This is a genomic window from Streptomyces sp. NPDC030840 (genome assembly GCF_055572015.1).
Genome location: NZ_JBVIEE010000003.1, coordinates 242,396 through 268,047, shown reverse-complemented (window position 1 = coordinate 268,047; position 25,652 = coordinate 242,396). Strand labels below are relative to the sequence as shown.

20 protein-coding genes are annotated in these 25,652 nt (G+C 67.8%); 10 read left to right on the top strand and 10 right to left on the bottom strand.

Annotated elements, in window-relative coordinates; all coding sequences use genetic code 11:
* Positions 1-104 precede the first annotated feature (104 nt).
* Both murJ and ACZ49J_RS08475 read right to left on the bottom strand, forming a co-directional pair.
* Entirely contained in the window at positions 105-2,339 is a 2,235-nt protein-coding gene (gene murJ / locus ACZ49J_RS08480; protein WP_467446752.1) for a murein biosynthesis integral membrane protein MurJ, read from the bottom strand.
* Positions 2,340-2,385: 46 nt separating this feature from the next.
* Positions 2,386-4,776, bottom strand: a complete 2,391-nt coding sequence (locus ACZ49J_RS08475) for a DUF6049 family protein (RefSeq protein WP_467446751.1) — start codon at positions 4,774-4,776, stop codon at positions 2,386-2,388.
* A gap of 221 nt (positions 4,777-4,997) precedes the next feature.
* On the opposite strand from ACZ49J_RS08475, the gene ACZ49J_RS08470 reads away from it, so the two are divergent.
* The gene (locus ACZ49J_RS08470) at positions 4,998-6,464 is read left to right on the top strand and encodes a CCA tRNA nucleotidyltransferase (protein WP_467446750.1); all 1,467 of its coding nucleotides are present in this window, start codon (positions 4,998-5,000) and stop codon (positions 6,462-6,464) included.
* Between the two features lie 172 nt (positions 6,465-6,636).
* Here the strand turns inward: ACZ49J_RS08470 and ACZ49J_RS08465 are convergent, their stop codons facing one another.
* The 3 genes from ACZ49J_RS08465 to ACZ49J_RS08455 form a co-directional block, all read right to left on the bottom strand.
* The gene (locus ACZ49J_RS08465; RefSeq protein WP_467446749.1) at positions 6,637-7,899 is read right to left on the bottom strand and encodes an MFS transporter; all 1,263 of its coding nucleotides are present in this window, start codon (positions 7,897-7,899) and stop codon (positions 6,637-6,639) included.
* 119 nt (positions 7,900-8,018) lie between these two features.
* Positions 8,019-9,101, bottom strand: a complete 1,083-nt coding sequence (locus ACZ49J_RS08460; protein WP_467446748.1) for an inositol-3-phosphate synthase — start codon at positions 9,099-9,101, stop codon at positions 8,019-8,021.
* A 44-nt stretch (positions 9,102-9,145) separates the two neighbouring features.
* Positions 9,146-9,826 (bottom strand): PadR family transcriptional regulator, encoded by a 681-nt coding sequence (locus ACZ49J_RS08455; protein WP_467446746.1) that lies wholly within the window; start codon positions 9,824-9,826, stop codon positions 9,146-9,148.
* A 372-nt stretch (positions 9,827-10,198) separates the two neighbouring features.
* On the opposite strand from ACZ49J_RS08455, the gene ACZ49J_RS08450 reads away from it, so the two are divergent.
* Both ACZ49J_RS08450 and ACZ49J_RS08445 read left to right on the top strand, forming a co-directional pair.
* Positions 10,199-12,844, top strand: coding sequence for a transglycosylase domain-containing protein (locus tag ACZ49J_RS08450; protein WP_467446744.1), 2,646 nt, complete (start codon positions 10,199-10,201; stop codon positions 12,842-12,844).
* A 154-nt stretch (positions 12,845-12,998) separates the two neighbouring features.
* Complete coding sequence (locus tag ACZ49J_RS08445; RefSeq protein WP_467446742.1) at positions 12,999-14,507, top strand: glycosyltransferase family 87 protein; 1,509 nt, start codon at positions 12,999-13,001, stop codon at positions 14,505-14,507.
* Between the two features lie 130 nt (positions 14,508-14,637).
* On the opposite strand, the gene ACZ49J_RS08440 is transcribed toward ACZ49J_RS08445, so the two are convergent.
* The 3 genes from ACZ49J_RS08440 to ACZ49J_RS08430 form a co-directional block, all read right to left on the bottom strand.
* A complete protein-coding gene (locus ACZ49J_RS08440; protein ID WP_467446740.1) occupies positions 14,638-15,669 on the bottom strand; it encodes an alanine racemase in 1,032 nt (343 codons plus the stop codon).
* 98 nt (positions 15,670-15,767) lie between these two features.
* Positions 15,768-16,886, bottom strand: coding sequence for a peptidoglycan bridge formation glycyltransferase FemX (gene femX / locus ACZ49J_RS08435; protein WP_467446738.1), 1,119 nt, complete (start codon positions 16,884-16,886; stop codon positions 15,768-15,770).
* A gap of 209 nt (positions 16,887-17,095) precedes the next feature.
* Positions 17,096-17,410: a hypothetical protein gene (locus ACZ49J_RS08430; RefSeq protein WP_467446737.1), complete on the bottom strand. Its 315-nt coding sequence runs from the start codon at positions 17,408-17,410 to the stop codon at positions 17,096-17,098.
* A gap of 268 nt (positions 17,411-17,678) precedes the next feature.
* Here ACZ49J_RS08430 and rpsF point away from each other — a divergent pair, with 268 nt between their 5' ends.
* The 4 genes from rpsF to rplI all read left to right on the top strand — a co-directional run bounded on the left by rpsF (position 17,679) and on the right by rplI (position 19,398).
* Positions 17,679-17,969, top strand: coding sequence for a 30S ribosomal protein S6 (gene rpsF, locus ACZ49J_RS08425; RefSeq protein ID WP_100827172.1), 291 nt, complete (start codon positions 17,679-17,681; stop codon positions 17,967-17,969).
* A 73-nt stretch (positions 17,970-18,042) separates the two neighbouring features.
* The gene (locus ACZ49J_RS08420; RefSeq protein WP_467446736.1) at positions 18,043-18,615 is read left to right on the top strand and encodes a single-stranded DNA-binding protein; all 573 of its coding nucleotides are present in this window, start codon (positions 18,043-18,045) and stop codon (positions 18,613-18,615) included.
* 81 nt (positions 18,616-18,696) lie between these two features.
* On the top strand, positions 18,697-18,933 hold the full coding sequence (gene rpsR / locus ACZ49J_RS08415; protein WP_003949403.1) for a 30S ribosomal protein S18: 237 nt from the start codon (positions 18,697-18,699) through the stop codon (positions 18,931-18,933).
* An 18-nt stretch (positions 18,934-18,951) separates the two neighbouring features.
* Entirely contained in the window at positions 18,952-19,398 is a 447-nt protein-coding gene (gene rplI, locus ACZ49J_RS08410; RefSeq protein ID WP_467446734.1) for a 50S ribosomal protein L9, read from the top strand.
* 148 nt (positions 19,399-19,546) lie between these two features.
* Here rplI and ACZ49J_RS08405 read toward each other — a convergent pair whose 3' ends face one another.
* Positions 19,547-20,899 (bottom strand): MATE family efflux transporter, encoded by a 1,353-nt coding sequence (locus tag ACZ49J_RS08405; protein WP_467447190.1) that lies wholly within the window; start codon positions 20,897-20,899, stop codon positions 19,547-19,549.
* Positions 20,900-21,343: 444 nt separating this feature from the next.
* Here ACZ49J_RS08405 and dnaB point away from each other — a divergent pair, with 444 nt between their 5' ends.
* Together dnaB and ACZ49J_RS08395 are read left to right on the top strand one after the other, a co-directional pair.
* A complete protein-coding gene (gene dnaB, locus ACZ49J_RS08400) occupies positions 21,344-22,819 on the top strand; it encodes a replicative DNA helicase (protein WP_467446733.1) in 1,476 nt (491 codons plus the stop codon).
* A 310-nt stretch (positions 22,820-23,129) separates the two neighbouring features.
* Positions 23,130-23,282 carry a hypothetical protein gene (locus tag ACZ49J_RS08395; protein WP_467446731.1) on the top strand — a complete coding sequence of 51 codons (153 nt, stop codon included), beginning with the start codon at positions 23,130-23,132 and terminating at the stop codon, positions 23,280-23,282.
* A 58-nt stretch (positions 23,283-23,340) separates the two neighbouring features.
* On the opposite strand, the gene ACZ49J_RS08390 is transcribed toward ACZ49J_RS08395, so the two are convergent.
* Positions 23,341-23,670, bottom strand: a complete 330-nt coding sequence (locus ACZ49J_RS08390; RefSeq protein ID WP_467446730.1) for a DUF805 domain-containing protein — start codon at positions 23,668-23,670, stop codon at positions 23,341-23,343.
* Between the two features lie 580 nt (positions 23,671-24,250).
* Between ACZ49J_RS08390 and ACZ49J_RS08385 the strand changes: the two genes are divergently transcribed.
* On the top strand, positions 24,251-25,639 hold the full coding sequence (locus tag ACZ49J_RS08385) for a serine hydrolase domain-containing protein (protein WP_467446729.1): 1,389 nt from the start codon (positions 24,251-24,253) through the stop codon (positions 25,637-25,639).
* The last annotated feature ends 13 nt before the right edge of the window (positions 25,640-25,652 follow it).

Genomic DNA, 25,652 nt, shown 5'->3' with positions numbered 1-25,652 from the left:
CCCCATCCATTTGCGCGCTGTCCGACGCCAAGCCAATTGTGCCCACAGTCCGCCGCTATGAGCGACACACGGCGGCGGACGATGGTTGTGCGCTTACCCCCGCCTCAGCGCCCAAGGCGCCCGCGGACCATACCGACCATTGAGTTGAGCTCCTCGATGCGCATCCGCCGCGCCGCGACGAAGAAGACACCGAGCAGAACGATTCCGCCGCCGACGAGCGCGAGCATCGAGCCGCCGACGCCCTGTCCCAGACTGCGGCTGATGCCGTAGCAGGCGGCACCACTGAGCAGAGCGGCGGGCACCGAGGCGATGCACAGTCTGGCGTACGTCCGCAGCACCCTGGACCCGTCCAGATCACCGCCCAGCCGCTTGCGCAGCCGACGCCAGGCCACCCCGACGCCGATCACGTACGCCAGGCCGTACGCGGCAGCCATGCCCACCACCGCCCACCGCGCCGGCAGCACGAGGAAGCAGACCGCGGAAGCCCCGGCGTTGACGGCCGCCACGATGACCGTGTTGTAGAAGGGCGTCCGGGTGTCCTCGTAAGCGTAGAAGGCGCGCAGCACGACGTACTGCACGGAGTACGGGATCAGGCCGAGGCCGAACGCCATCAGCATGTAGCCCATGTTCGTCGCGGAGCTGGTGCCGGAGGAGCCGAAGATCAGGGTGCACATCGGGATGCCGAGCGCGACGAACCCGAAGGCGATGGGCACGATCGCGACGGCGGTCGTGCGCAGGCCCTGGGAGATGTCGTCGCGGACGGCGCCCGTGTCGTCCTCGGCGGCCGAGCGTGAGATCCGCGGCAGCAGGGCGGCCATCAGGGAGACCGTGATGATCGCCTGCGGCAGGCCCCAGATGAGCTGGGCGTTGGCGTAGGCGCTGTAACCGGTGCCGTCGACCTGCGAGTCCGTGACCGACGCGGTGGCGAGCTGGGTGACGACGAGGGCGCCCGCCTGGTTGGCGAGGACGAACAGGATCGTCCACTTGGCGAGCATCGCGGCCTTGCCCAGGCCGTGGCCCTTCCAGTCGAAGCGCAGGCGCAGCTTGAAGCCGGTCTCCCGCAAGTACGGGATCATCGCGAGGGCCTGGACGACGAGGCCGAGGAGCACACCGACGCCGAGGAGCCGCACCCCCTCCGGGGGGATGTTCTCGACGGTCATGTGCGAGTTGGCGGCGCTGCCGTAGACCCACAGGAACGCTCCCAGGGTCACGATGATGACGATGTTGTTCAGGACCGGGGTCCACATCATCGCGCCGAACCGGCCGCGGGCGTTGAGGATCTGCCCCATCACCACGTGGATGCCCATGAAGAAGATCGACGGCAGGAAGTAGCGGGTCAAGGTGACCGCCACCTCGTTGGCCGAGGCGTTCGTCGCGAGCGGGTTCGACAGGGCACGGACAAGGAGCGGCGCGGCGAACATGGCGGCTACGGTGAGCGCGCCGAGGGCCACCATGACCAGGGTCAGCAGCCGGTTGCCGTAGGCCTCCCCGTTGTCGTCGTCCTCCTTCATGGAGCGCACCAGCTGGGGCACGAAGACAGAGTTCAGGCCGCCGCCGACGGTCAGGATGTAGATCATCGTCGGCAGCTGGTACGCCACCTGGAAGGACTCGCCCAGCAGGTACAGGCCCAGGGCGGAGACGATCATCGCCGAGCGGATGAACCCGGTGAGACGGGACACCATGGTGCCGGCCGCCATCACGGCGCTGGACTTCAGCAGCCCCGAGGCACGGCCGCCCTTCTTGGCCGCAGGGGCGGGAGCGGGCGCAGGGGCGGTCTGCTGGGGTTCGGCGCTCTGGGCGGGCCTCGGCGGCTGGGCCGGGCCCGGTACGGAGGGCTGTTCCATGGGGGTGTGTGCGCCGCTCTGCTGCTGGTCGCGGAAGAGGTGGGCGAAGGCGTCCGGCTCGTGTCGCTGCTCCCCGGCCCGTGTGACGAGATCGTCCACGCCGACGAACTGCGTCGTACGGGGATCGTCGCCGTAGGGCAGATGCTGTGACGGCCCCTCGGGCTCCGGCGGTGGGGTCTGTGCCCACACCCTCGGGTCGGGAGCGTAGGGGGAGGACTGAGGCCGGCCGTAGAGCGGCTGCGGTGGCTGGTAGGTGCCCGGGGGCGGCGGGGGGTGGGCGGCGCGGTCGTAGAACGCCTCGGCGACGGGGTCCTGGGCGGAGAGGTCCTGCGCCCGGTAGGGGTCCTGGCCGTAGGCGTCCGGTCCTGGGGCGTCCTGCAGGTACATGTCGGTGTGGGGCTGCGGCGGGACATGGCCCGGCCCGGGCTGCGGACGCTCGGGATGTCCCGAGTCGGCCGCGCCCTGACCGTGGTCACCGTCGTACGGCGCGTTCATCCTTGCCCCACCTCATCGTCCCCTGGCCCATTGGCCACGACATCGCTCAACGGTCCACTCTCTCACCCGTGCCGGACGGGTCGGCGCTTTCCTGTGCGGTGTCCGCGGGCGGGTCACTCGGGTGCTCCGGATCGCCTGCCCCGGACAGCACGCGGGACTCCACCTCGGGTTCGTCCGCGGCGAGGCCTGCGGTGTCGCCGGGCTTCTCGGCCGCGGTCTCTTCCGCGGCACCGTCCTCCTCGGCCTGCCGCGCAGCCGCGCGCTTGCGCTGCGTGTACATCCGGAAGCCGGCGAGCACGAGCAGCAGGACTCCGCCGGCGATCACCAGCATCACCGTGGGCGTGAACTCGGTGACGTTCACGTCGAACCTGACGGAGGGACCATACTTCTGACCGTCCTCCGTGTAGAGCTGCGCCACCACCTCGACCTCGCCGTTGGCGTTGGCGTTGGTGTCGAACTTCACTGACTGGCTGTGTCCGCCGGAGACCTTGATGGTCTTCTCCGCGTAGTCCTCGCCGTCGATCTCCAGGCGCTTCGGCTGCAACGACGTCAGGCGCAGCACCAGCTTGTCGGCGCCCTGCACAAGGTTGTTCTGCACCGTCACCGGGATCGTGGCACTGCGGCCGGAGAGCTTCGTCTCCGACTTCTTGATCAGCCTGACCTGGTCGGTGAGCGTGCCGAGGTACGACCGCACGCTGTCGCGGTAGGCGCCGGCCTCGGTGGCACGGCCGCGCCAGGAGGTGGACATCTCCCGGTTCATGGCCCGTCCGAAGGGGGTGACGACCCGGGACTTGTCGTCGAGGATCATCTTGAAACGGTCGAGATCCGTTTGCGTGCCCAGGATCGTCTCGAAGGCCGAGGTCGGCAGTTCCTGCTTGCGCAGGGACCTGGGGTACGAGGATGCCGCCGGGACCTTCGTGGCGGCGCTGGGGTCGGGCTTGGCGTCGGCGGCCGCCGACAGTTCCTGCGACTGGGTCCAGTTTCCGTTCTGGAGATCTGCCAGGGCCTGCGCCATCGTCTGGGCCTGACTCACGGACGGCATGCGCTGTGGGGCGACCACCACGCTGCGCTGTTTGTCCGGGGTCTGCAGGTTGGTCACCAGGCTCTGTGCGAGGAAGTTCTGCACGGCCAGGGTCGCGTTGCCGGCCTTTGTCATATCGCCTTGGAACGCCGTCGACAGCCGTGCGTCCGCGACGACCGCCGTGGTCCCGCCACCGATGGGGCGGGCCGCGTTCGGCGTGTAGGTCAGGCTTCCGTTCTCCTGGAAGCTGTCACTGCGGGCGATGACCTTGTCGGCGCCCGCCGAGGTGGCGACCTTGACGATCGAGGGGTCGACAGCACCGTTCACGGGCCAGGAGAAGTCCGTCTCCGGTTTCACGTGGAGCACGGTTTCGACGGTGTCGGCGGCCACGTCGGTGGCGTCCTTCAGGTGGCTCAGCGAGCCCGAGACGTTCCTGCCGTTGTGTGCCAGCGAGGCGATGTCGGGGTCGGCGAAGGGAAGGGCGACGACTTCCTCGCCCTGGACGGCTTCCTCCAGTTCGCCGAGCCACCGCTTGGCGACCGCCTGGTTCTTGCCCGCGACGGTCTCGGTGCCGCTCTTGACGCGGTAGCTGCGCGTCATCGCGTCCACGGAGGCAAGGAGATCCGGGTCGATCACCCAGGTGATGTTGAGCGCCTTGCCCAGGCTCAGCATCTGGCCAAGACGGCCGCCTGGAGAGATCTCGTCGGCCAGGTCCTCGTTCTGGAAGACAGGCGTCTGCTGTTCGCTCGGTCCCGTCTCCGCCGTCAGGTGGGAGGTGGAGATCAGCGGCCATAGGTATGTCGTCTTCGTCTTGGTGTCCGCCGTTTCCGGCTGCCAGGGGAGGAACGTCCGCTCGATGCCGAGTACCTGGTCGTACGGTGCGGACGCGGTCCGGCCCGAGAGGGAGACACCGAGTTGGTAGACGCCGTCGGCACTCAGGTCCAGCTCCTCGACCGGCACCGAGATGCTGAAGGACTGGGCGACGCCGGGGGCGAGCCGGGAGAACTTCTCGACGTACTTGCCTCCGACCTCCGTCCCGTCCGCGTACGGGTTGAAGCCGCCGCGCTTGGCGGCTTCGTCGATCGCCGTACGGCCGGACACGGTCCCGCCGATACGGAGGCCCACGTGGGCGCTCGTGACCGCTTGCTTGCCGTTGTTCCTGACCATGCCGGAGACGGTGAGGGTGTCGCCGTCCGTGGGGACGCTGGGGGCGAGCGAGTCCAAGGAGACGTCGACCGTGTTCGACCCGGTGGCCTCGGTCGGCGAGGACTTCTCCGCGGAGTGGGCCTCCGGGGCGGTGGGCAGCTGGAGCAGACAGGCCAGCAGAGGCGCCCCGGCGAACAGCGCTCCGGTACGCCGGAGCCACCGACGGGCAGGTGAGGCACTCATCCCCTGGGTGTCTGCCGCCTCGGCCACGCGCTCGCCCGTCCCTTGTCGTGTCAGTGGTCGTCGGAATGTGCGTCCACGCATGGTAACGATGTGCGCCGAGGGGAAGTGCCGCGGTCTGCCTCACAAGATCGACGGACAGAGCCACCGTGCCCCGTATGTGCACGTATTAAGGGGAGCGACGGTGGAGACGACTGTGGACGTTTGATGGAGGCGCTTCCGGTGGCCGGGGGCACGTACCCTTTTCTGTTGTGCCGAACGCCAACGAAGACAAGCCCAGTGCCCTGAGCCAGGTGCAGCACCGCGCGGTGAGTGAACTGCTGCGGGTGTCTCCTGTCGCCGACGATCTCGCCCGCCGTTTCCAGGAGGCCGGGTTCTCACTCGCCCTCGTCGGCGGCTCGGTACGGGACGCGCTCCTCGGCCGACTCGGCAACGACCTGGACTTCACGACGGACGCGCGTCCTGAGGACGTACTGAAGATTGTGCGACCCTGGGCGGACGCCGTGTGGGAGGTCGGCATTGCTTTCGGCACGGTGGGGGCTCAGAAGGACGCCCGCGTCGGAGAGGCTGTTCAGCGCTTTCAGATCGAGGTCACCACGTACCGGTCGGAGGCGTACGACCGAACCTCACGCAAACCGGTGGTGTCCTACGGAGACTCCATCGAGGAGGACCTCGTACGGCGCGACTTCACGGTGAACGCGATGGCCGTGGCCCTCCCTGAGAAGGAGTTCATCGATCCCCACGGTGGTCTGAAGGACCTCGCGGAGCGGGTGCTGCGCACGCCTGGCACTCCTGAGGAGTCCTTCTCCGACGATCCGCTGCGGATGATGCGGGCCGCGCGTTTCGCCGCCCAGCTCGACTTCGAGGTGGCTCCTGACGGGGTCTCGGCGATGACCGGGATGGCAGGGCGGATCGAGATCGTCTCCGCTGAGCGGGTCCGGGACGAGCTGAACAAGCTGATCCTGTCCGCGTATCCGCGCAAGGGTCTGACGCTGCTGGTCGAGACCGGGCTCGCCGGCCATGTGCTGCCCGAGCTTCCGGCGCTGCGTCTGGAGCGTGACGAGCACCACCGGCACAAGGACGTCTACGACCACACGTTGATCGTGCTGGAGCAGGCGATGGCGCTGGAGGAGGACGGTCCCGATCTCACACTTCGGCTCGCCGCGCTGCTGCACGACATCGGTAAGCCGAGGACGCGCCGCTTCGAAAAGGACGGCCGGGTCTCCTTCCACCACCATGAGGTGGTGGGCGCCAAGATGACCAAGAAGAGGATGACCGCCCTCAAGTACTCCAACGAGCTCATCAAGGACGTCTCGCGTCTGGTCGAGCTCCACCTGCGCTTCCACGGCTACGGGACCGGGGAATGGACGGACTCGGCGGTCCGCCGGTACGTACGTGACGCGGGCCCGCTCCTGGACCGCCTCCACAAGCTGACCCGCTCCGACTGCACCACGCGCAACAGGCGCAAAGCGGCCGCTCTCTCCCGGGCGTACGACGGCCTGGAACAACGCATCGCTCAGCTCCAGGAGCGGGAGGAGTTGGAAGCCATCCGCCCGGACCTCGACGGCAACCAGATCATGGAGATCCTGGGCGTCGGTCCCGGCCCGGTCGTCGGGCAGGCTTACAAGTTCATGCTGGAGCTGCGACTGGAGAACGGTCCGATGGAGCACGATGCGGCGGTGTCGGCGCTCAAGGAGTGGTGGGCCGGGCAGGACTGAAACCTGGGCAGACCTGGAGGGCGCGCCGAAAGACCGGGGCCATGTTTCACGTGAAACATCGCCCCGGACAAGCGGGACGCACACGGGTCGAGGAGCGATGTTTCACGTGAAACATCGCTCCTCGAGTGGTGTGTGGCTGCTGGGGGCTCACCGGCCGTCTTTGACGTGGCACTTACCGCCGTTCATAGCGAGCCAGACCCGAAGCGACCGTCGCGTAGATAACGGCGATGGTCATCACCAGAGCGGCCGAGCGGCCGTCAGGCGGAAGCATCAGGGCAGCGACTCCGGCGGCTCCGACGAACGCGACGTTGAACAGCACGTCATAGACCGAGAAGACCCGGCCGCGGAAACCGTCGTCGACCGAGGACTGGACGATCGTGTCGGTGGCGATCTTTGCTCCCTGGGTGACGAGGCCCAGAACGAACGCTGCGATCAGCATGGGAACTTCAGCGAACGGCAGTCCCAGCGCGGGCTCGAGGACGGCAGCGGCAGCCGCACAGGTGACGATCCACATGCCTGGGCCCAGCCGCCCCGCTGCCCACGGGGTCACCACGGCTGCGGCGAAGAAACCAGCGCCCGAGACCCCCACAGCGAGGCCCAGCAGGGCCAGTCCTTCGTCGGAGCCGGACGACCAGGCGTACCGGCACAGCATCAGCACCATGACCGTCAGAGCGCCGTAGCAGAACCTCATCAGCGTCATGGAGGCCAGCGCCCAGGCCGCCTCCCGCCTTCGGGGCTCAGCGAGATGCCGCACGCCCGCCACCAGGTCCCGTGCGGTGCCGGTGAGTGCCGCTCGCAGCCGTACGCGCACCAGGTCGGATTCGGGCCCGAGCAGTTCCGGTGCCATGCGCAGGGAAGCGAGGGCCGAGCACAGGTACAGGGCCGCGGCGACGAGGACCACCACGGCGTCGGAGTCCGCCACCACCAGTCGTACGACGAAGGCGATTCCGCCGCCGGCGGTGGCGGCGAGCGTTCCTGCTGTCGGCGATAGGGAGTTGGCCATCACCAGGCGATCGGCGTCCACCACGCGTGGAAGGGCGGCAGAGAGCCCGGCCAGGACGAAGCGGTTGACCGCGGTGACACACAGCGCGGAAACGTAGAAGAGCCAGTCCGGCACATCGCTCAGCATCAGGACGGCCGTCACACCGGCCAAGAGGGCGCGCAGCACGTTGCCGTAGAGGAAGACCTGACGGCGTCGCCAGCGGTCCAGCAGGACTCCGGCGAATGGGCCGACGAGCGAGTACGGCAGGAGCAGGACAGCCATCGCCGAGGCGATCGCGGCGGCCGACGTCTGCTTCTCCGGTGAGAAGACGACATATGTGGCGAGCGCTACCTGATAGACGCCGTCGGCGCCCTGGGAGAGCAGCCGTACGGCGAGCAGGCGCCGGAAGTTCCGGAAGCGGAGCAGGACGCGCAGGTCACGCACGACGGACATGGGGCACAGCCTCACATACGGGGAAGGTCCCCGGGTCATGCGACCCGGGGACCCCCGTAGGACTCGAAGTGAAGTACTTCAGGGCCCTGTTGCGCGGGCGCGCAGCGGTGGCCGCGCTGCTAGCGCTCGACCTCGCCCTTGATGAACTTCTCCACGTTCTCGCGGGCCTCGTCGTCGAAGTACTGGACCGGCGGGGACTTCATGAAGTAGCTCGAGGCGGACAGGATCGGGCCGCCGATGCCGCGGTCCTTGGCGATCTTCGCGGCACGCAGGGCATCGATGATGACGCCGGCCGAGTTCGGGGAGTCCCACACCTCGAGCTTGTACTCCAGGTTCAGCGGGACGTCACCGAACGCACGACCCTCCAGACGGACGTACGCCCACTTCCGGTCGTCGAGCCAGGCGACGTAGTCGGACGGGCCGATGTGCACGTTCTTCTCGCCGAGGTCCCGGTCGGGGATCTGCGAGGTGACGGCCTGCGTCTTGGAGATCTTCTTGGACTCCAGGCGCTCGCGCTCGAGCATGTTCTTGAAGTCCATGTTGCCGCCGACGTTCAGCTGCATCGTGCGGTCCAGGATGACGCCCCGGTCCTCGAACAGCTTCGCCATGACGCGGTGCGTGATCGTCGCACCGACCTGCGACTTGATGTCGTCGCCGACGATCGGGACGCCTGCCTCGGTGAACTTGTCCGCCCACTCCTTGGTACCGGCGATGAAGACCGGGAGGGCGTTGACGAAGGCGACCTTGGCGTCGATGGCGCACTGGGCGTAGAACTTCGCCGCGTCCTCGGACCCCACCGGCAGGTAGCAGACGAGCACGTCGACCTGCTTGTCCTTGAGGATCTTGACGACGTCGACCGGCTCCTCCCCGGACTCCTCGATGGTGGCCTGGTAGTACTTGCCGAGGCCGTCGAGGGTGTGGCCGCGCTGGACGATCACGCCGGTGCTGGGCACGTCGCAGATCTTGATGGTGTTGTTCTCGGAGGCGCCGATGGCGTCGGCGAGATCCAGGCCCACCTTCTTGGCGTCGACGTCGAACGCGGCGACGAACTCGACATCACGGACGTGGTAGTCGCCGAACTGGACGTGCATCAGGCCGGGGACCTTCGACGCCGGGTCGGCGTCCTTGTAGTACTCGACTCCCTGCACCAGCGAAGCGGCGCAGTTGCCCACGCCGACGATGGCTACGCGAACCGAACCCATTCCGGTTGCTCCCTGTGTGTACGAGTGAGGCCCTGGCAGGGGTCTCACGTGGCAGTGTCGCCGGGCGTATCCGGACCGGGGTCGTCCCCGGTCCGGGGCAGGACGCCCGGCGCTCCCTCTGTGGTGTCGCGAGCGGGTTCTCCGTGGGCGCGTCCCCTGAGGTCCCGGCCCGCCCGCTCGCTCTCGATGAGCTCGTTCAGCCAGCGCACTTCGCGCTCCACGGACTCCATCCCGTGGCGCTGGAGCTCAAGCGTGTAGTCGTCGAGGCGCTCCCGGGTGCGCGCCAGAGAGGCGCGCATCTTCTCCAGCCGCTCCTCCAAGCGGCTGCGACGGCCCTCCAGGACGCGCATGCGCACGTCGCGGGAGGTTTGCCCGAAGAAGGCGAAACGAGCGGCGAAGGTCTCGTCCTCGTACGCGTCGGGGCCCGTCTGCGAGAGCAGTTCCTCGAAGTGCTCCTTACCTTCCGCCGTCAACCGGTAGACGATCTTTGCCCGGCGCCCGGTGAGCGGGGCGGCGGGAGATTCTTCCTGCGCGCCCCCCGATTCCTCGATCAACCAGCCGTTGGCGACCAGCGTCTTGAGACAGGGGTAGAGCGTCCCGTAGCTGAAGGCGCGGAACACACCCAGTGACGTGTTGAGTCGTTTGCGCAGCTCATAGCCGTGCATCGGAGATTCGCGGAGCAGGCCGAGTACGGCGAACTCGAGGATTCCGGAGCGCCGGCTCATCGTCGCCTCCTCTCTGCCGCAGCCTCGTCTTCACGTCTTTATTCCGAGCTGATGTATCGACTCGATACATCACGACGATAGAACGCCCCTCCGGATGCGACAAGAGGGTGCACGGTGAACGGGATCACATCACCGTTTCGTTGCAGGCAAGTTGCCTGGTTTGGGGTGAAGTTCGGTCCTCGGGGGTTTTGGCGGTGCGTAGTCTGTGCGCCATGCACACCACCGGGAACCGAGTGACGTCTGAGCACGTCGTCGTCCTTGGTGCAGTACGGATGAATGCCAACACGACCGCATCCGTACTTCGGGGGGACAGGAAACCAGCCGCCGTTTCCAGGCGCGCAAGGGTGCGCCTGCCCGAGGAGTAGTCGTTCGATGAGCGAGCACCGTCGCAAACCGCCGCAGCCGCAGGGAGGCGGACGTGCCGCGGCCCGACGCGGCCAGTCGGCGTCCTCCGGCCGCCGCGCGGCACCGCGAGGCGCCACCGGGTCTCCTTCCGGCTCCTATGGGGCGGGAGGTGAGGAGCGCCCGTACGGCGGCCGTGCCGAGGCCCGGCGGGCGGCGCAGAGAAGCACAGGGGGCAGCCGCCGCAGAGCTGCACCCGAGGGCGCGGGGCGTGGTCCCGGGCGAGGGAGAGGGCGTGCCGCGCCGCCTTCCAGAAAGCGGATCATCGACTACCCGCGCGCGGGGAAGTACGGGGCCGCCCGCTGGGTGCCGTCGTGGCGGCTCGTGACCGGATTGTTCATCGGGTTCTTCGGGAGCCTGGTGGCGGTGGCGGGGATCGGCTACGCGCTCGTGGGTGTTCCTGACCCGGCCAAGGCGGCCCAGGCGCAGAACAACGTCTACTACTGGGACGACGGCAGCCAGATGGTCTCCACCGGTGGTGAGACCAACCGGCAGATCATCGCGTACTCCAAGATCCCCAAGGCGATGCGGTACGCGGTCATCTCGGCCGAGAACAAGACGTTCGAGACCGACAGCGGCGTCGACCCGATGGGTATCGCTCGCGCCCTGTTCAACATGGCCAAGGGCGGCGACACCCAGGGTGGCTCGACCATCACCCAGCAGTACGTGAAGAACGCGATGCTGGACGACCAGTCGCAGACCCTGTCCCGGAAGTTCAAAGAGCTCTTCATCTCGATCAAGGTGGGCGCGAAGAAGTCCAAGGAGGAGGTGATGAGCGGCTACCTGAACACCGCCTACTACGGGCGCAACGCCTACGGCATCCAGGCTGCCGCCCGCGCCTACTTCAACAAGGACGCGGAGAACCTGAACCCGAGTGAGTGTGCCTTCCTGGCCGGCGTGCTCAAGGGAGCGACTTACTACGACCCGGCGGGCTCGGTAGAGATCGACCCCGCTGCCACTCCTCAGGCCAACCGCAAGCGGGCCGAGGACCGCTGGGAGTGGATCCTCGGCGAGATGGTCAAGGACGGTCACCTCAGCCGGGCGGAGGCGGCCAAGTACTCGACGTTCCCCAAGGTCCAGAGCCCTCGCTCGAACACGGACCTGAAGGGTCAGGTCGGGTACCTCGTCGACCTCGCCAAGGCGTACATCATCAAGAACACCAAGATCTCGGAGACCGAGCTGCGGCGGGGCGGCTACGAGATCCACACGACCTTCGACAAGAAGATGGTCAAGCAGCTCTCGGACGCCGTGACGAAGGTCCGCAAGGAGAACATCAAGCCCAAGGAGCGCCCCAAGACGGACACCCACGTCGAGTTCGGCGGGGCCTCGGTCGATCCGGCCACCGGTGCGATCAGGGCGATCTACGGCGGCGCGGACGCGACCCGGCACTTCACCAACAACGCCGACCAGACGGGTGCCCAGGTGGGCTCGACGTTCAAGCCCTTCGTGCTGGCGGCCGCCATGAAGTGGGGCGTGCGCGACAAGGACGGCGACGAGGAGCAGCCTCAGGACGAGCGGACCATCGTCTCCCCGAAGAGCCTGTTCAGCGGCAAGAACAACCTCAAGATCCAGGAATACAACGGCGACGTCTGGACGAACGAGAAGGGCGAGGAGTGGCTCCAGGCCAACGACGGGGACGAGTCGTACGGCAGCCCGCCGAACTACGACATCAGCCTTCGTGAGGCGATGAGGGTCTCGGCGAACTCCGCGTTCGTCCAGCTCGGCATGGACGTCGGTCTGGACAAGGTCAAGGAGTCCGCCATGGACGCGGGCCTCCTGGAGAGCAGCCTGACGGGCACCAGTTACCCGTCCTTCTCGATCGGTATCTCCGACCCGAGTGCCATCCGCATGGCCGGGGCGTACGCCACCTTCGCCGACAGCGGCAAGCAGCGCGACATCTACTCGGTCAAGGAGATCGAGGGTGAGGACGGTGTCGTCTTCAACCATCAGGACATCGCCAAGACCAAGCAGGCCTTCACCGCCAAGGTGGCCGACAACGTCACCGATGTCCTGAAGACCGTGGTCGACGAGGGAACCGGTACCAACGCCCGGCTGCCGGGTCGTGAGGTGGCCGGTAAGACCGGCACCACCGACGGCAACAAGTCCGCCTGGTTCGTCGGGTACACCCCGCAGTTGTCGACGGCCATCGGCATGTACCGCATGGACGACAACGAGAAGATCAAGAACCGCGAGTTCCTGCAGATGTACGGAACCGGCGGTCAGAAGTCGATCCACGGTGCCTCGTTCCCGTCAGAAATCTGGCACGACTACATGGAGCAGGCGCTCAAGGGCAAGAAGGCCATCGACTTCCCCGAGCCCGAGCCCATCGGTGAGGTCATCAATGACGAGCCGGACCCGACTCCGACCCCGTCGGTGACCGAGTCCGAGGAGGAGGCCACCTCGCCCAGCCCGTCGCCGAGTGAGTCCGAGGTCTCGCCGTCGCCCACACCGAGCCAGAGCTGCAGCAACCCGTTCGACCCGACCTGCAACGACGTGGGCGGCAACGATACGGGTGGTACGGATGCCGGCGGCACGGACGGCGGTGTGAGTCCGTCACCGACCGAATCCGAGGGCGGCACGAGAGGCAATGGCAACGGCGGAGGCATCTTCGGATGACCGAACGCCGGCTACCGGCCGGTGGTCACCGTCAAGGGTGTTTCACGTGAAACATCCTTCGTGACCCGCCGTGAGGTGTTTCACGTGAAACGAGGGCCGTCGCACCTGACCGGGTGCGGCGGCCCTCGGCGTATACCTAGGTGCGTACGGCAGGATGTGCGACATGCCCAGTGCAGACACGACGCCAGTGAGCGTGGACGAGCCGGAGCCCGTGCGGCCGACCAAGGAGGACGAGGTCGCCGCGAGCGGCAGTGAGCTGATCGGCGGCCCCATCGGGCAGCGCGCACTGCTGGGGACGTCCTGGTGGACTCCCGTGCGGGTGGTCGCGCTTGTCGCGATCGGCATGTTCGCCCTCGGCATGGTCCAGAAGCTGCCCTGCTACGACGGTGCCTGGTTCTTCGGGGCCAGCTCCCAGTACACGCACGCGTGCTACTCGGACATCCCGCACCTCTATCAGGGACGCGGCTTCGCCGACGGCCTGGTGCCGTACTTCGACAAGCTCTCCGGTGACATGGAGTACCTCGAGTACCCGGTGCTGACCGGTGTGTTCATGGAGGTCGCCTCCTGGCTCACCCCCGGCAGCGGCAGCATCCAGCACCAGGAGCAGTGGTACTGGATGGTCAATGCCGGGATGCTGATGGTGTGTGCGGCTGTCATCGCCGTCTGCACCGTGCGTACTCAGCGTCGACGCCCCTGGGACGGCCTGCTGGTCGCCCTCGCGCCCGCGTTCGCGCTGACGGCGACCATCAACTGGGACCTGCTCGCTGTGGCCCTGCTGGCCGCCGCGATGCTGATGTGGTCACGGCGGCGCCCCCTCGCTTTCGGCGTGCTGGTGGGGCTCGCCACGGCCGCGAAGTTCTATCCGTTCCTGGTGCTCGGGCCGCTCTTCGTCCTGTGCTGGCGGGCCGGCAAATGGCGTGAGTTCGGTACGGCACTGCTCGGCGCTGTCGGCGCCTGGCTCGCCGTGAACCTTCCGGTGATGATTCTCGCGCCGGAGGGATGGGCGAAGTTCTACAGCTTCAGCCATGAACGGGGAGTCGACTTCGGCTCGATCTTCCTGATCCTCTCGCAGCGGTTCGACATCCAGATCACCCCGGACGCGGCCAACACCTCCGCGATGATCATGATGGTGCTCGTCTGCGGGGGTATCGCGGCGCTCGCGTTCACCGCCCCGCGCCGCCCACGCCTCGCCCAACTCGCCTTCCTGATCGTCGCGGCCTTCATCCTCACCAACAAGGTCTACTCGCCCCAGTACGTGCTCTGGCTGGTCCCGCTCGCCGTGCTGGCCCGGCCGCGCTGGCGGGACTTCTTGATCTGGCAGGCGTGCGAGGTGGCGTACTTCCTCGGGATCTGGATGTACCTCGCGTACACGACCAGCGGGGACGCCCACAAGGGACTGCCGACCGAGGGCTACCAACTCGCCATCGCCGTCCATCTACTGGGCACGCTGTACCTGTGCGCCGTCGTCGTACGGGACATCTACCTGCCGGAACGTGACGTGGTGCGCCGGACCGGCGACGACGATCCCGCGGGTGGCGTACTGGACGGCGCGGAAGACGTTTTCGTCCTCGGTGCGGCGGCTCACCCGCCGCGCCACGCGGCGCACGTCGACGGGCCGCACGTGGAGTGGGGCAGCTGTGGCACGACAGAGAGTTCGCCCTGAGCGAACACCCTGGAGGAGGCGTACGCCGAAGGCCGTGCACGGACTCCGTGCACGGCCTTCGGCGTAGTGATGCCTCCTGAGAGCGAGCCGGCAGCCGATATCTCGCTCAGCGCTGCCGACGGCCGCCGGGTCAGCGGTCGACGATCCGGTCGAACTGCGTGGTGGTGTGCCGCAGGTGGGCCACCAGCTCCTCGCCGACCTTCGGCTCCGGGGCGTCAGCGGGCACGAAGAGGATCGACACCTGCATGTGCGGCGGCTCCGCGAACCAGCGCTGCTTGCCGCCCCAGACGAACGGAGAGAGGTTCCGGTTGACCGTGGCGAGGCCGGCACGTGCGACGCCCTTGGCGCGCGGCATGACGCCGTGCAGCGCCTTCGGGGCCTCCAGGCCCACCCCGTGCGACGTACCGCCCGCCACGACCACCAGGAAGCCGTCCGAGGCCGCCTTCTGCTGCCGGTAGCCGAAGCGGTCGCCCTTGGAGACCCGGGTGACGTCCAGGACGGCACCGCGGTACTCGGTCGCCTCGTGGTCCCCCAGCCACAGCCGCGTGCCGATGCGGGCGCGGAACCGGGTCTGCGGGAACTGCTGCTGCAGGCGGACGAGCTCCTCGGCCTTGAGGTGGCTGACGAACATCGTGTGGAGCGGAAGACGGGCCGCACGCAGACGGTCCATCCAGCCGATGACCTCCTCGACGGCGTCCGAGCCGTCGGTGCGGTCCAGCGGCAGGTGGAGGGCGAATCCCTCCAGACGGACGTTCTCTATGGCGGCGTGGAGCTGGGGCAGGTCCTGCTCGTTCACACCGTGGCGCTTCATCGAGGACATGACCTCGATGACCACGCGGGCGCCCACAAGGCCGTACACGCCGTCCACGGACGACACGGAGCGGATGACACGGTCGGGCAGCGGCACCGGCTCCTCACCTCGCCGGAACGGCGTGAGCACCAGCAGGTCGCCGCTGAACCAGTCCTTGATCCGGGCGGCCTCATATGTGGTGCCGACGGCGAGGATGTCCGATCCGAGGCGCGTGGCCTCTTCCGCCAGCCGCTCGTGGCCGAAGCCGTAGCCGTTGCCCTTGCAGACGGGGACGAGCCCCGGGAACTGCTCCTGCACGTGCTTGTGGTGTGCCCGCCAGCGCGCGGTGTCGACGTAGAGCGTGAGCGCCATGGCCGGTCCCGGAACCTTTCTCGTGGCTGCCGTCTGTCAGGGGTGTGAAGCGCAATTGTGGTGCATCCGCCGGACCGGCGGGGCGATACAAGGCTGGGTCAGCGACGCGACATGTAGATGTCGAGGGCCTTGTGGAGCAGCTTGTTGAGCGGGAAGTCCCACTCGCCCAGGTACTCGGCGGCCTGCCCGCCCGTGCCCACCTTGAACTGGATCAGACCGAAAAGGTGGTCCGTCTCGTCCAGCGAGTCGGAGATGCCGCGCAGGTCGTACACGGTCGCACCGAGGGCGTAGGCGTCGCGCAGCATCCGCCACTGCATCGCGTTCGATGGCCGGACCTCACGCCCGATGTTGTCCGAGGCGCCGTACGAGTACCAGACATGTCCGCCGACGACCAGCATCGTCGCCGCCGACAGGTTCACGCCGTTGTGCCGCGCGAAGTACAGCCGCATGCGGTTGGGGTCCTCTGTGTTGAGGGCCGTCCACATGCGCTCGAAGTACGACAGTGGGCGGGGCCTGAAGCGGTCGCGCACGGCCGTGATCTCGTAGAGCCGCTGCCACTCCGCCAGGTCCTGGTAGCCGCCCTGGACGACCTCGACGCCCGCCTTCTCGGCCTTCTTGATGTTGCGCCGCCACAGCTGGTTGAAGTTCTTGTGGACCTCTTCCAGGGAGCGGTTCGCGAGCGGCACCTGGAAGACGTAGCGGGGCTGGACGTCACCGAAGCCGGCCCCGCCGTCCTCGCCCTGCTGCCAGCCCATGCGGCGCAGCTTGTCGGCGACCTCGAAGGCACGCGGCTCGATGAAGTCGGCCTCGATGTCGCGCAGTCGCTTCACGTCCGGGTCCTGGATGCCCTTCTTGATGGACGTGGCTTCCCAGCGCCGGATGATCACCGGCGGGCCCATCTTCACGGAGAACGCGCCCTGCTGCTTGAGATGCGCGAGCATCGGTTCCAGCCAGTCGACCAGATTCGGCGCGAACCAGTTGATGACCGGGCCCTCGGGCAGGTAGGCGAGATAGCGCTTGATCTTGGGCAGCTGCCGGTACAGGACGAGGCCCGCGCCCACCATCTGGCCCGTCTTGTCGAACCAGCCGAGGTTCTCGGAGCGCCACTCCGCCTTGACGTCAGCCCAGGCCGGGACCTGCATGTGGCTCGCCGACGGCAGGCTCTGGATGTACGCCAGATGCTGCTCTCGGCTGATCGTCCTCAGGGTCAGGCTCATTCGGGGCGCTCCTCGGGCTGGTGTGTCCCCATGGGTACAGGGGCTCCGGCTCTAGCGCCGAAGCCTACTGCGCCCTGCGAGCGCGCCGTCTGGCCGTAGGCCACCTGGGCTCCGACCGGTACGCGGCCGGGGCGCCGGGAGGTGTGGTCGGCCGGCTGACGGGTCGTCGGCGAGGCAGCGGCCGATGCCCCGTCAGCCCCGCGACGGGATCAGCCGATGAGCCCGCCGAAGAGTCCCCCGTGTGCCATGCCGAGGAAGAAGCCGACGGCCGAGGCGCCGAGACCCAGGATCAGACCGAAGCGCTCACGGGTCGTCTCGGAGATGAACTGCCCGTACGCGCCGGTCAGGATTCCCACCAGACCTGTCCAGGAACTGAGCAGGTGCAGATGGTGGAACATCGCCGTGACGAAGGAGACCGCCCCGAGCACGAGTGTCACGGCAAGCAGGGTGTCCTGCACGGGGTGGGGCTTGTGATCGGTGGCGAACAGGGATCCGGCGATGTTGGGTCGCATTGTCTGTGCCATAGGGCACCTCCTGCGGAAGGCGGCGCATCGTAGCGCCTTACACACCCGATCCGTACAGATTGACGGCCCGCGCCGCCTGATTTCAACCGGGAGGGCGGGTGCGGGTACTCTGTACCGTCTGCATTGGTGTCTGTCCGCGCTGGCCACGCCGGGGAGTCCCGGCCGGGATCTCCGATTGTCAGTGGCGGCCTATACCGTTGCGTACGCATCACAACCCTCCTGCCACGGAACGACCGTGGCCGCTGAGTCCAGAGGAGGTGGGTTCCACATGCGTCACTACGAGGTGATGGTCATCCTCGACCCCGATCTGGAGGAGCGCTCTGTCGCCCCCCTGATCGAGAACTTCCTGTCGGTGGTCCGCGAGGGCAACGGCAAGGTGGAGAAGGTCGACACCTGGGGCCGTCGTCGTCTCGCGTACGAGATCAAGAAGAAGCCCGAGGGGATCTACTCGGTCATCGACCTGCAGGCCGAGCCCGCGGTCGTCAAGGAGCTCGACCGCCAGATGAACCTGAACGAGTCGGTCCTCCGGACCAAGGTCCTCCGCCCCGAGACCCACTGAGCGCTTCCGCTCAGCTGATCTCGGGACTCGAGTAGCACCAGCAGCCAGCAGCAATCCCGCCGAGAGGTTCCCCATGGCAGGCGAGACCGTCATCACGGTCGTCGGCAATCTTGTCGACGATCCCGAGCTGCGCTTCACCCCTTCCGGTGCGGCGGTCGCGAAGTTCCGTGTCGCGTCCACTCCCCGCACCTTCGACCGCCAGACAAACGAGTGGAAGGACGGCGAAAGCCTCTTCCTGACCTGCTCTGTCTGGCGTCAGGCGGCGGAGAACGTCGCCGAGTCGCTCCAGCGAGGCATGCGCGTCATCGTGCAGGGTCGGCTGAAGCAGCGGTCCTACGAGGACCGTGAGGGCGTCAAGCGCACGGTCTACGAGCTCGACGTCGACGAGGTCGGCGCGAGCCTGCGCAACGCCACGGCCAAGGTCACCAAGACCGCCGGTCGCGGTGGCCAGGGTGGTTACGGCGGCGGTGGCGGCCAGGGTGGTGGCGGCTGGGGCGGTGGCCCCGGCGGCGGCCAGCAGGGCGGCGGCGCTCCTGCCGACGACCCCTGGGCGACCGGCGCTCCCGCCGGTGGCAACCAGGGTGGTGGCGGCTGGGGCGGTGGCTCCGGCGGCGGTGGCGGCTACTCGGACGAGCCCCCCTTCTAGGCCCTGGGGACCGGGAGGCCGGTCCTTTGTGGCGAGGGCGGGGCCGCACCCCAAACTTCTTGATCACACAGGAGAAACACCATGGCGAAGCCGCCTGTGCGCAAGCCGAAGAAGAAGGTCTGCGCTTTCTGCAAGGACAAGGTCACGTACGTGGACTACAAGGACACGAACATGCTGCGGAAGTTCATTTCCGACCGCGGCAAGATCCGTGCCCGCCGCGTGACCGGCAACTGCACGCAGCACCAGCGTGACGTCGCCACGGCCGTGAAGAACAGCCGTGAGATGGCGCTGCTGCCCTACACGTCCACCGCGCGCTAAGGGGAGGGTGACCTACTCATGAAGATCATCCTCACCCACGAGGTCTCCGGCCTCGGCGCTGCGGGCGATGTCGTCGACGTCAAGGACGGTTACGCCCGCAACTACCTGATCCCGCGGAAGTTCGCGATCCGCTGGACCAAGGGCGGCGAGAAGGACGTCGAGCAGATCCGTCGCGCTCGCAAGATCCACGAGATCCAGACCATCGAGCAGGCCAACCAGGTCAAGACGCAGCTCGAGGGTGTCAAGGTCCGCCTGGCCGTCCGCTCCGGTGACGCCGGTCGTCTCTTCGGTTCCGTCACCCCGGCCGACATCGCTTCGGCGATCAAGGCTTCTGGTGGCCCCGAGGTCGACAAGCGTCGCATCGAGCTGGCCGCGCCGATCAAGACGCTGGGCGCCCACGAGACGTCCGTGCGTCTGCACCCCGAGGTGGCCGCCAAGGTCAGCGTCGAGGTCGTAGCGGCGTAAGCGTCGCGCTTGCTGAAGCGGCATCCGGGGCCGCACCCTTCGGGGTGCGGCCCCGGATCCGTGCTTGGCCGTGTTTCACGTGAAACACGGGCGGGTCGACTCGTACGACAACATGCCGAGGCAGGCGAACCGGGTGCCGTCGCCTTGCTCAGCGCGTCGCCCCGGTGACGATCCAGCGACCCGAGCGGGAACGCAGCCACAGCGTCAGCATGCGCACTGCCATCATCAGGGTCATGGCTCCCCAGAGCGCGGTCAGTCCACCGCCAAGAGCCGGAACGAGCAGGGCTATCGGGGCGAAGGCCGCGAGGGTCAGCACCATCGCCCATGCCAAATAGGGACCATCCCCCGCACCCATCAGTACGCCGTCGAGAACGAACACGATGCCGGAGATCGGCTGGGAGAGTGCCACCACCACCAGGGCGGGCAAGGCGGCGTCCTGGACGACCGGATCGCCTGTGAAGAGCGGGATGAACAGGGGGCGGCTGATGAGTACCAACAGGCCGAGCCCGACCCCGGTGGCGATGCCCCAGTGCACCATGCGGCGACACGCTTCTCGCGCACCCTGGGCGTCACCCGCGCCGAGGTAACGGCCGATGATGGCCTGCCCTGCGATGGCGATCGCGTCGAGTGCGAAGGCGAGCAGACTCCACAGGGAGAGAATGATCTGATGGGCTGCGATGTCCGTGTCCCCGAGGCGCGCTGCGACCGCGGTGGCGATCATCAGGATGGCCCGCAGTGAGAGCGTACGGACCAGGAGCGGGGCTCCAGCCTGGGCGCAGGCTCGTATCCCTGCGACGTCCGGCCGCAGCGAGGCACCGTGCCTGCGTGCACCGCGGACGACCACCCAGAGGTAGGCGGCGGCCATACCGCACTGGGCGATGACCGTGCCCCACGCCGAGCCCGCGATGCCCAGATCGGCGCCGTAGACGAGACCCGCGTTGAGTGCGGCGTTGGCGACGAAGCCCGCTATGGCGACGTACAGCGGGGTCCTTGTGTCCTGGAGCCCTCGCAGGACGCCTGTGGCGGCGAGCACCATCAGCATCGGCGGAATGCCGAGTGCCGAGATGCGGAGGTACGTGGTCGCGTACGGGGCCGCGGTGTCAGAGGCCCCGAACAGGTCCACCAGAGCGGGCGCTCCGGGCAGGACGACGACCACGACGGCCGCACCGAGAAGAAGAGCGAGCCAGATGCCGTCCATGCCCTGGCGGATGGCGGACCGCAGTTCGCCGGCGCCCACACGTCGGGCGACCGCGGCGGTCGTGGCGTACGAGAGGAAGACGAAGATGCTCACCGCGGTGGTGAGGAGGGCGGAAGCGATACCGAGGCCGGCCAGCTGGGCGGTGCCGAGATGGCCGACGATGGCGGTGTCCGCCATGAGAAAGAGAGGCTCGGCGACGAGTGCGCCGAAGGCCGGAACGGCCAGCGCGACGATCTCTCGGTCGTGCTGTCGCCGGGCGGCCCTGGTTGCCGCGGGAGCGTGTGTCATGGCCACCAATCTAATCGTCCACAGGTAAGAGATGCAATGGGTCTGTGACCCTTACCCATGTCTTGTGTGGGCGTGTCGCGGCGGCTCTTCCGAGCGGATCTTGGCCCGGCTGCGCAAGTTTTTCTTCTGCACAGCCGGTGGATCGGAAATGCGCAGGTCAGGGACCTGAATGTCGGGCCGCTCAAGGCTTGTTCACAGGCCTGTCCACCGTGTCGTGCACAGGTTTCGCGGGGTTCTCCACAGCATTGGGCCCGTCGTCCACATGGCCTGTGGATAACCAGATTGGCTGACGCTGCCGACGGGCCTACCGTGGTCCGGCGCCCGCCCTGTCTTCCGGGCTCGGGATCGGTGAAGGACCGACGTGCCGGAAGCGGAGTTGGGCCTCTTATTTGTCAGTGCCGTGCCGTAAGAAAGAGGGGCACGGCGAAGTCCGCGGGGGCGGACGCGAGGAGGTGGCCGGTGAGCATTTCCGAGCCCTTGGACGAGCCGTGGGCCGGCAGCGGACCCAGCGATCGTCTGCCGGCCTCCCGTCGCCACGGCAATGGTGGCCGGGGACGCGACGAACAGCACGACCGGGGCCGTGAGGACAGTGCATGGGACGGCGCGGGGCCGTCGTTCGAGCGGGTACCGCCGCAGGACCTCGATGCCGAGCAGTCCGTCCTCGGTGGCATGCTCCTGTCCAAGGACGCCATCGCGGACGTGGTCGAGGTCCTCAAGGGCCATGACTTCTACAAGCCCGCGCACGAGACCATCTACCAGGCCATCCTCGACGTCTACGCCAAGGGCGAGCCGGCCGACCCCATCACGATCGCCGCCGAGCTCACCAAGCGCGGCGAGATCACCAAGGTGGGGGGCGCCGCGTATCTGCACGCTCTCGTACAGACGGTGCCGACGGCGGCCAATGCCGAGTACTACGCCGAGATCGTCCATGAGCGGGCGGTCCTCCGCCGTCTGGTCGAGGCGGGCACGCGCATCACTCAGATGGGATACGCGGCCGACGACGACGTCGACGAGATCGTGAACAGGGCGCAGGCGGAGATCTATGCGGTCACCGAGCAGCGCACCACCGAGGACTATCTGCCGCTCGGCGACATCATGGAGGGCGCGCTCGACGAGATCGAGGCGATCGGTTCGCGGTCGGGGGAGATGACGGGTGTGCCGACCGGCTTCACCGACCTCGACCAGCTCACGAACGGTCTGCACCCGGGCCAGATGATCATTATCGCCGCCCGTCCCGCCATGGGTAAGTCGACGTTGGCGCTGGACTTCGCGCGGGCGTGTTCGATCAAGCACAACATGCCGAGCGTGATCTTCTCGCTCGAAATGGGCCGCAACGAGATCGCGATGCGCCTGCTGTCCGCCGAGGCGCGCGTGGCCCTGCACCACATGCGCTCCGGCACGATGACCGACGAGGACTGGACCCGCCTCGCGCGCCGTATGCCGGACGTCTCGGCCGCCCCGCTGTACATCGACGATTCCCCGAACCTGTCGATGATGGAGATCCGTGCCAAGTGCCGCCGTCTCAAACAGCGCAATGACCTGAAGCTGGTCGTCATCGACTACCTGCAGCTGATGCAGTCCGGTGGCAAACGGTCCGAGAGCCGCCAGCAGGAGGTCTCCGACATGTCGCGAAACCTCAAGCTGCTGGCCAAGGAGCTGGAACTGCCGGTGATCGCGCTGTCCCAGCTCAACCGTGGCCCCGAGCAGCGCACGGACAAGAAGCCCATGGTCTCCGACCTGCGTGAGTCCGGGTCGATCGAGCAGGACGCGGACATGGTGATCCTTCTGCACCGCGAGGACGCGTACGAGAAGGAGTCCCCGCGCGCGGGCGAGGCGGACATCATCGTGGGCAAGCACCGCAACGGCCCGACGGCCACGATCACCGTGGCCTTCCAGGGCCATTACTCACGCTTCGTGGACATGGCCCAGACCTGAGCCATCACCCTGTAGAAGCTCGGATGTCGTGGCCAGATCTCACGAGCGATGGCCGAGCGATGGCGTACATACCTGCCCGACCGCGCCTTCGACACGGTCATCTCCCGAGCGATCGGCCTCGCGCGCTGACGACGCCGCACAGAGACTGACGGTGAACCACGACAGCCGGGAGCGAAGCGCCCCGGCCGAGGGGTGAGGTGCCGGGCCAGGTGCAGTGTGAGCTGGTCGAGTGCACCCGTGGACATCGCGTAGACCCCCAGCGGCGGCATGGCCGCGCTGATGCAAGGGGTAAGAGCGCGAGGCCCCCGAGGTGATCCTCGGTCAGACCTACGACCCCGGGATCGGCGAGGGCACGATGAGCCGGCCCGTGTACGCGTACCCCTTCGTCGCCCAGTACGACGGCCAGGGCGATCCCGCCGAAGCCGCGAGTGCGCTCCCCACCGTATGGACTGAACGGACGTAGCCAGGTCGAATGGCCTCATCGGTTCGGGTCGCGCTCATGCGCTGCGAGCGAGACCCGGTCACCCGTCACGACGACGCAGGGGCAGCATCGCCGTACCGACAACGGATCCCTCGTTCACCTGGCAGCCGGCGGACTGGCCGACGGCCTTGGGGGGAGGGCCGTACTGGTTGGCGGCCGGGGCGCCGTCCGCCGCCATGGCCACGAGGTACATGATCAGGCCGACGACGGGGATCAGGGCGACGAACATCCTCCACCCCGGCTTGCCGGTGGCGTGCAAGCGGCGGATGGAGACGCTCAGCATGGGCACGGCGAACGGCACAAGGAGGACGCTCAGCAGCGGGGCCCTGGTCGCGAAGCTGATTCCGAGGACGGCGCCGGCGGCGATCACTTACAGCAGTGAGAACCACCAGTACTCCGCGCGTCGGGCGCGACCGGAGAACGTTGCGTACTTGGCGGTGCGGCACACGCGTACCGCGCCGGCGAACGACATGCTGGTCATGGCGATCCTTTCGCAAAGACCCACATCTTGATCCGGATAGCCCCGTTCCGGTCGATTGGGTCATGTTGGTGTCATGATCCAGGCCCCAGGCCCCAGGCCCCAGGCCCCAGGCCGCTACCGGAGCCGCCGGAGGACCCCGCGCTGTACGAGGCCATGCGCCGTGCCAGCCACGGCATGAGCTCCCCCGCGACCGGGAAACAGCACTGAGCGACCGGCCGGTGTCGCGGCGTTGACGGCACATGGGTACTGGCCGGCACGAAGCTGGCCGCGCCCGGCTCACCTGGACCAGAGCCTCCGCTGCCGTCTGCCGTCTGGGCTGAGGAAGTGGACGACCTGGTGAGACAGATGTACCGGGCCGCTTGGTGAGACAGGCTGCCCAGCACCAGGTCAACGGTCTGTCTGGTGCCGTCGAACGCGAGAACCTGCAAATCCGCTCGACTTGCGGTTTCGGGCCCGGTGGACTGGCCGCATGACGACACCACAGGAAGAGCTGCTGCCCGCCACCCGTCGCGCGTTGCTGCACCGCATCGCTGTGGCGCAGACCGAGGGGCGGGCGCCGTCGCTGGTCGCGGCGGTCGTCCGTGAGGGCCGGACGGTCTGGACGGGGGCACGGGCCTGCGTGGAGGGACACGCGCCGGACGAGGACACGCAGTACAGAATCGGGTCGATCACCAAGACGTTCACAGCCGTCCTGGTGCTTCGGCTGCGCGACGAGGGCGCACTGGACCTCGGTGACCCGCTGGAGAAGCATCTGCCGGGAACCGGCGCGGGGGAGGCCACCGTTGCCGAACTGCTCGCGCATACGGGTGGGCTGGCGGCGGAGACACCCGCGCCCTGGTGGGAGCGCACACCCGGCTCGCTGCGTCCGGAACTCGCTGATGTCCTGGGCGAACAGCCCCACCGGCATCCCGTCGGCCGCCGCTTCCACTACTCCAACCCCGGCTACGGCCTCCTGGGTGCCCTCGTCGAGGAGCTGCGGGGCGCGTCCTGGGAGGATGTGCTGCTGCGCGAGGTACTCGAACCGCTGGGCCTGCACCGTACGAGCTGCGAGCCGCAGGCACCCCACGCTGGTGGCTGGGCCGTCCATCCCTGGGCGGACGTGATGCTGCCCGAGCCCATCGAACACTACGGACGCATGGCACCCGCCGGACAACTCTGGTCCACGGCCGGAGACCTGGCCCGCTTCGCGGCATTCCTCGCCAACGGCGACGACCGGGTGCTCAGTACGCAGTCCCTTCTGGAGATGCGGACGCCCGCTGCGCCGGCAGAAGTGGCGGATGTGGCAGCGGGAGCGGCGTATGGACTCGGCATGCAACTCCAGCAGCGTGAGGGTCGCCTCCTCGTGGGCCACTCCGGATCTGTGCCAGGCTTCCTCGCGAACGTCACGATCAGCGTGGAGGACGACGTGGCGGCTGTCGTGTTGGTCAACTGCACGTCAGGCCCGGTCACGTCGAACGTCGCCGCCGACCTCGTCCGCATCGTGGCGGAGGCCGAGCCCCGGATTCCTGAGCCGTGGCGGCCACTGCCTGAAGTCGACCGGTCCGTGCTGGAGTTGGCAGGCCAGTGGTACTGGGGTACGCATGCCTTCGCGCTGCGGCTAGTGGCCGGCGGAGGCCTCTCGCTGGATCCGCTGTCGGGCAGCGGTGGCAGGAGCACACGGTTCAGGGTGAACGGGGACGGCACGTGGACCGGACTCGACGGCTATTTCGCGGGTGAGTGCCTGCGGGCCCTGAGGCGGCCGGACGGGTCCGTGGACCATCTGGACATCGGGTCGTTCGTGTTCACGAGGCAGCCGTACGACGAGGGGGCTTCGGTGCCGGGTGGGATTCATCCTGAGGGGTGGCGAGGCGTCTCGTAGCCCCGGACGAGGG

What these genes read in the sequence shown, in the direction of transcription:
- murJ (WP_467446752.1), bottom strand. Translation starts at nt 2,339, where the DNA reads ATGAACGCGCCGTACGACGGTGACCACGGTCAGGGCGCGGCCGACTCG.
- ACZ49J_RS08465 (WP_467446749.1), bottom strand. Translation starts at nt 7,899, where the DNA reads ATGTCCGTCGTGCGTGACCTGCGCGTCCTGCTCCGCTTCCGGAACTTC.
- ACZ49J_RS08460 (WP_467446748.1), bottom strand. Translation starts at nt 9,101, where the DNA reads ATGGGTTCGGTTCGCGTAGCCATCGTCGGCGTGGGCAACTGCGCCGCT.
- ACZ49J_RS08455 (WP_467446746.1), bottom strand. Translation starts at nt 9,826, where the DNA reads ATGAGCCGGCGCTCCGGAATCCTCGAGTTCGCCGTACTCGGCCTGCTC.
- ACZ49J_RS08450 (WP_467446744.1), top strand. Translation starts at nt 10,199, where the DNA reads ATGAGCGAGCACCGTCGCAAACCGCCGCAGCCGCAGGGAGGCGGACGT.
- ACZ49J_RS08445 (WP_467446742.1), top strand. Translation starts at nt 12,999, where the DNA reads ATGTGCGACATGCCCAGTGCAGACACGACGCCAGTGAGCGTGGACGAG.
- ACZ49J_RS08440 (WP_467446740.1), bottom strand. Translation starts at nt 15,669, where the DNA reads ATGGCGCTCACGCTCTACGTCGACACCGCGCGCTGGCGGGCACACCAC.
- femX (WP_467446738.1), bottom strand. Translation starts at nt 16,886, where the DNA reads ATGAGCCTGACCCTGAGGACGATCAGCCGAGAGCAGCATCTGGCGTAC.
- ACZ49J_RS08430 (WP_467446737.1), bottom strand. Translation starts at nt 17,410, where the DNA reads ATGGCACAGACAATGCGACCCAACATCGCCGGATCCCTGTTCGCCACC.
- rpsF (WP_100827172.1), top strand. Translation starts at nt 17,679, where the DNA reads ATGCGTCACTACGAGGTGATGGTCATCCTCGACCCCGATCTGGAGGAG.
- ACZ49J_RS08420 (WP_467446736.1), top strand. Translation starts at nt 18,043, where the DNA reads ATGGCAGGCGAGACCGTCATCACGGTCGTCGGCAATCTTGTCGACGAT.
- rpsR (WP_003949403.1), top strand. Translation starts at nt 18,697, where the DNA reads ATGGCGAAGCCGCCTGTGCGCAAGCCGAAGAAGAAGGTCTGCGCTTTC.
- rplI (WP_467446734.1), top strand. Translation starts at nt 18,952, where the DNA reads ATGAAGATCATCCTCACCCACGAGGTCTCCGGCCTCGGCGCTGCGGGC.
- ACZ49J_RS08385 (WP_467446729.1), top strand. Translation starts at nt 24,251, where the DNA reads ATGACGACACCACAGGAAGAGCTGCTGCCCGCCACCCGTCGCGCGTTG.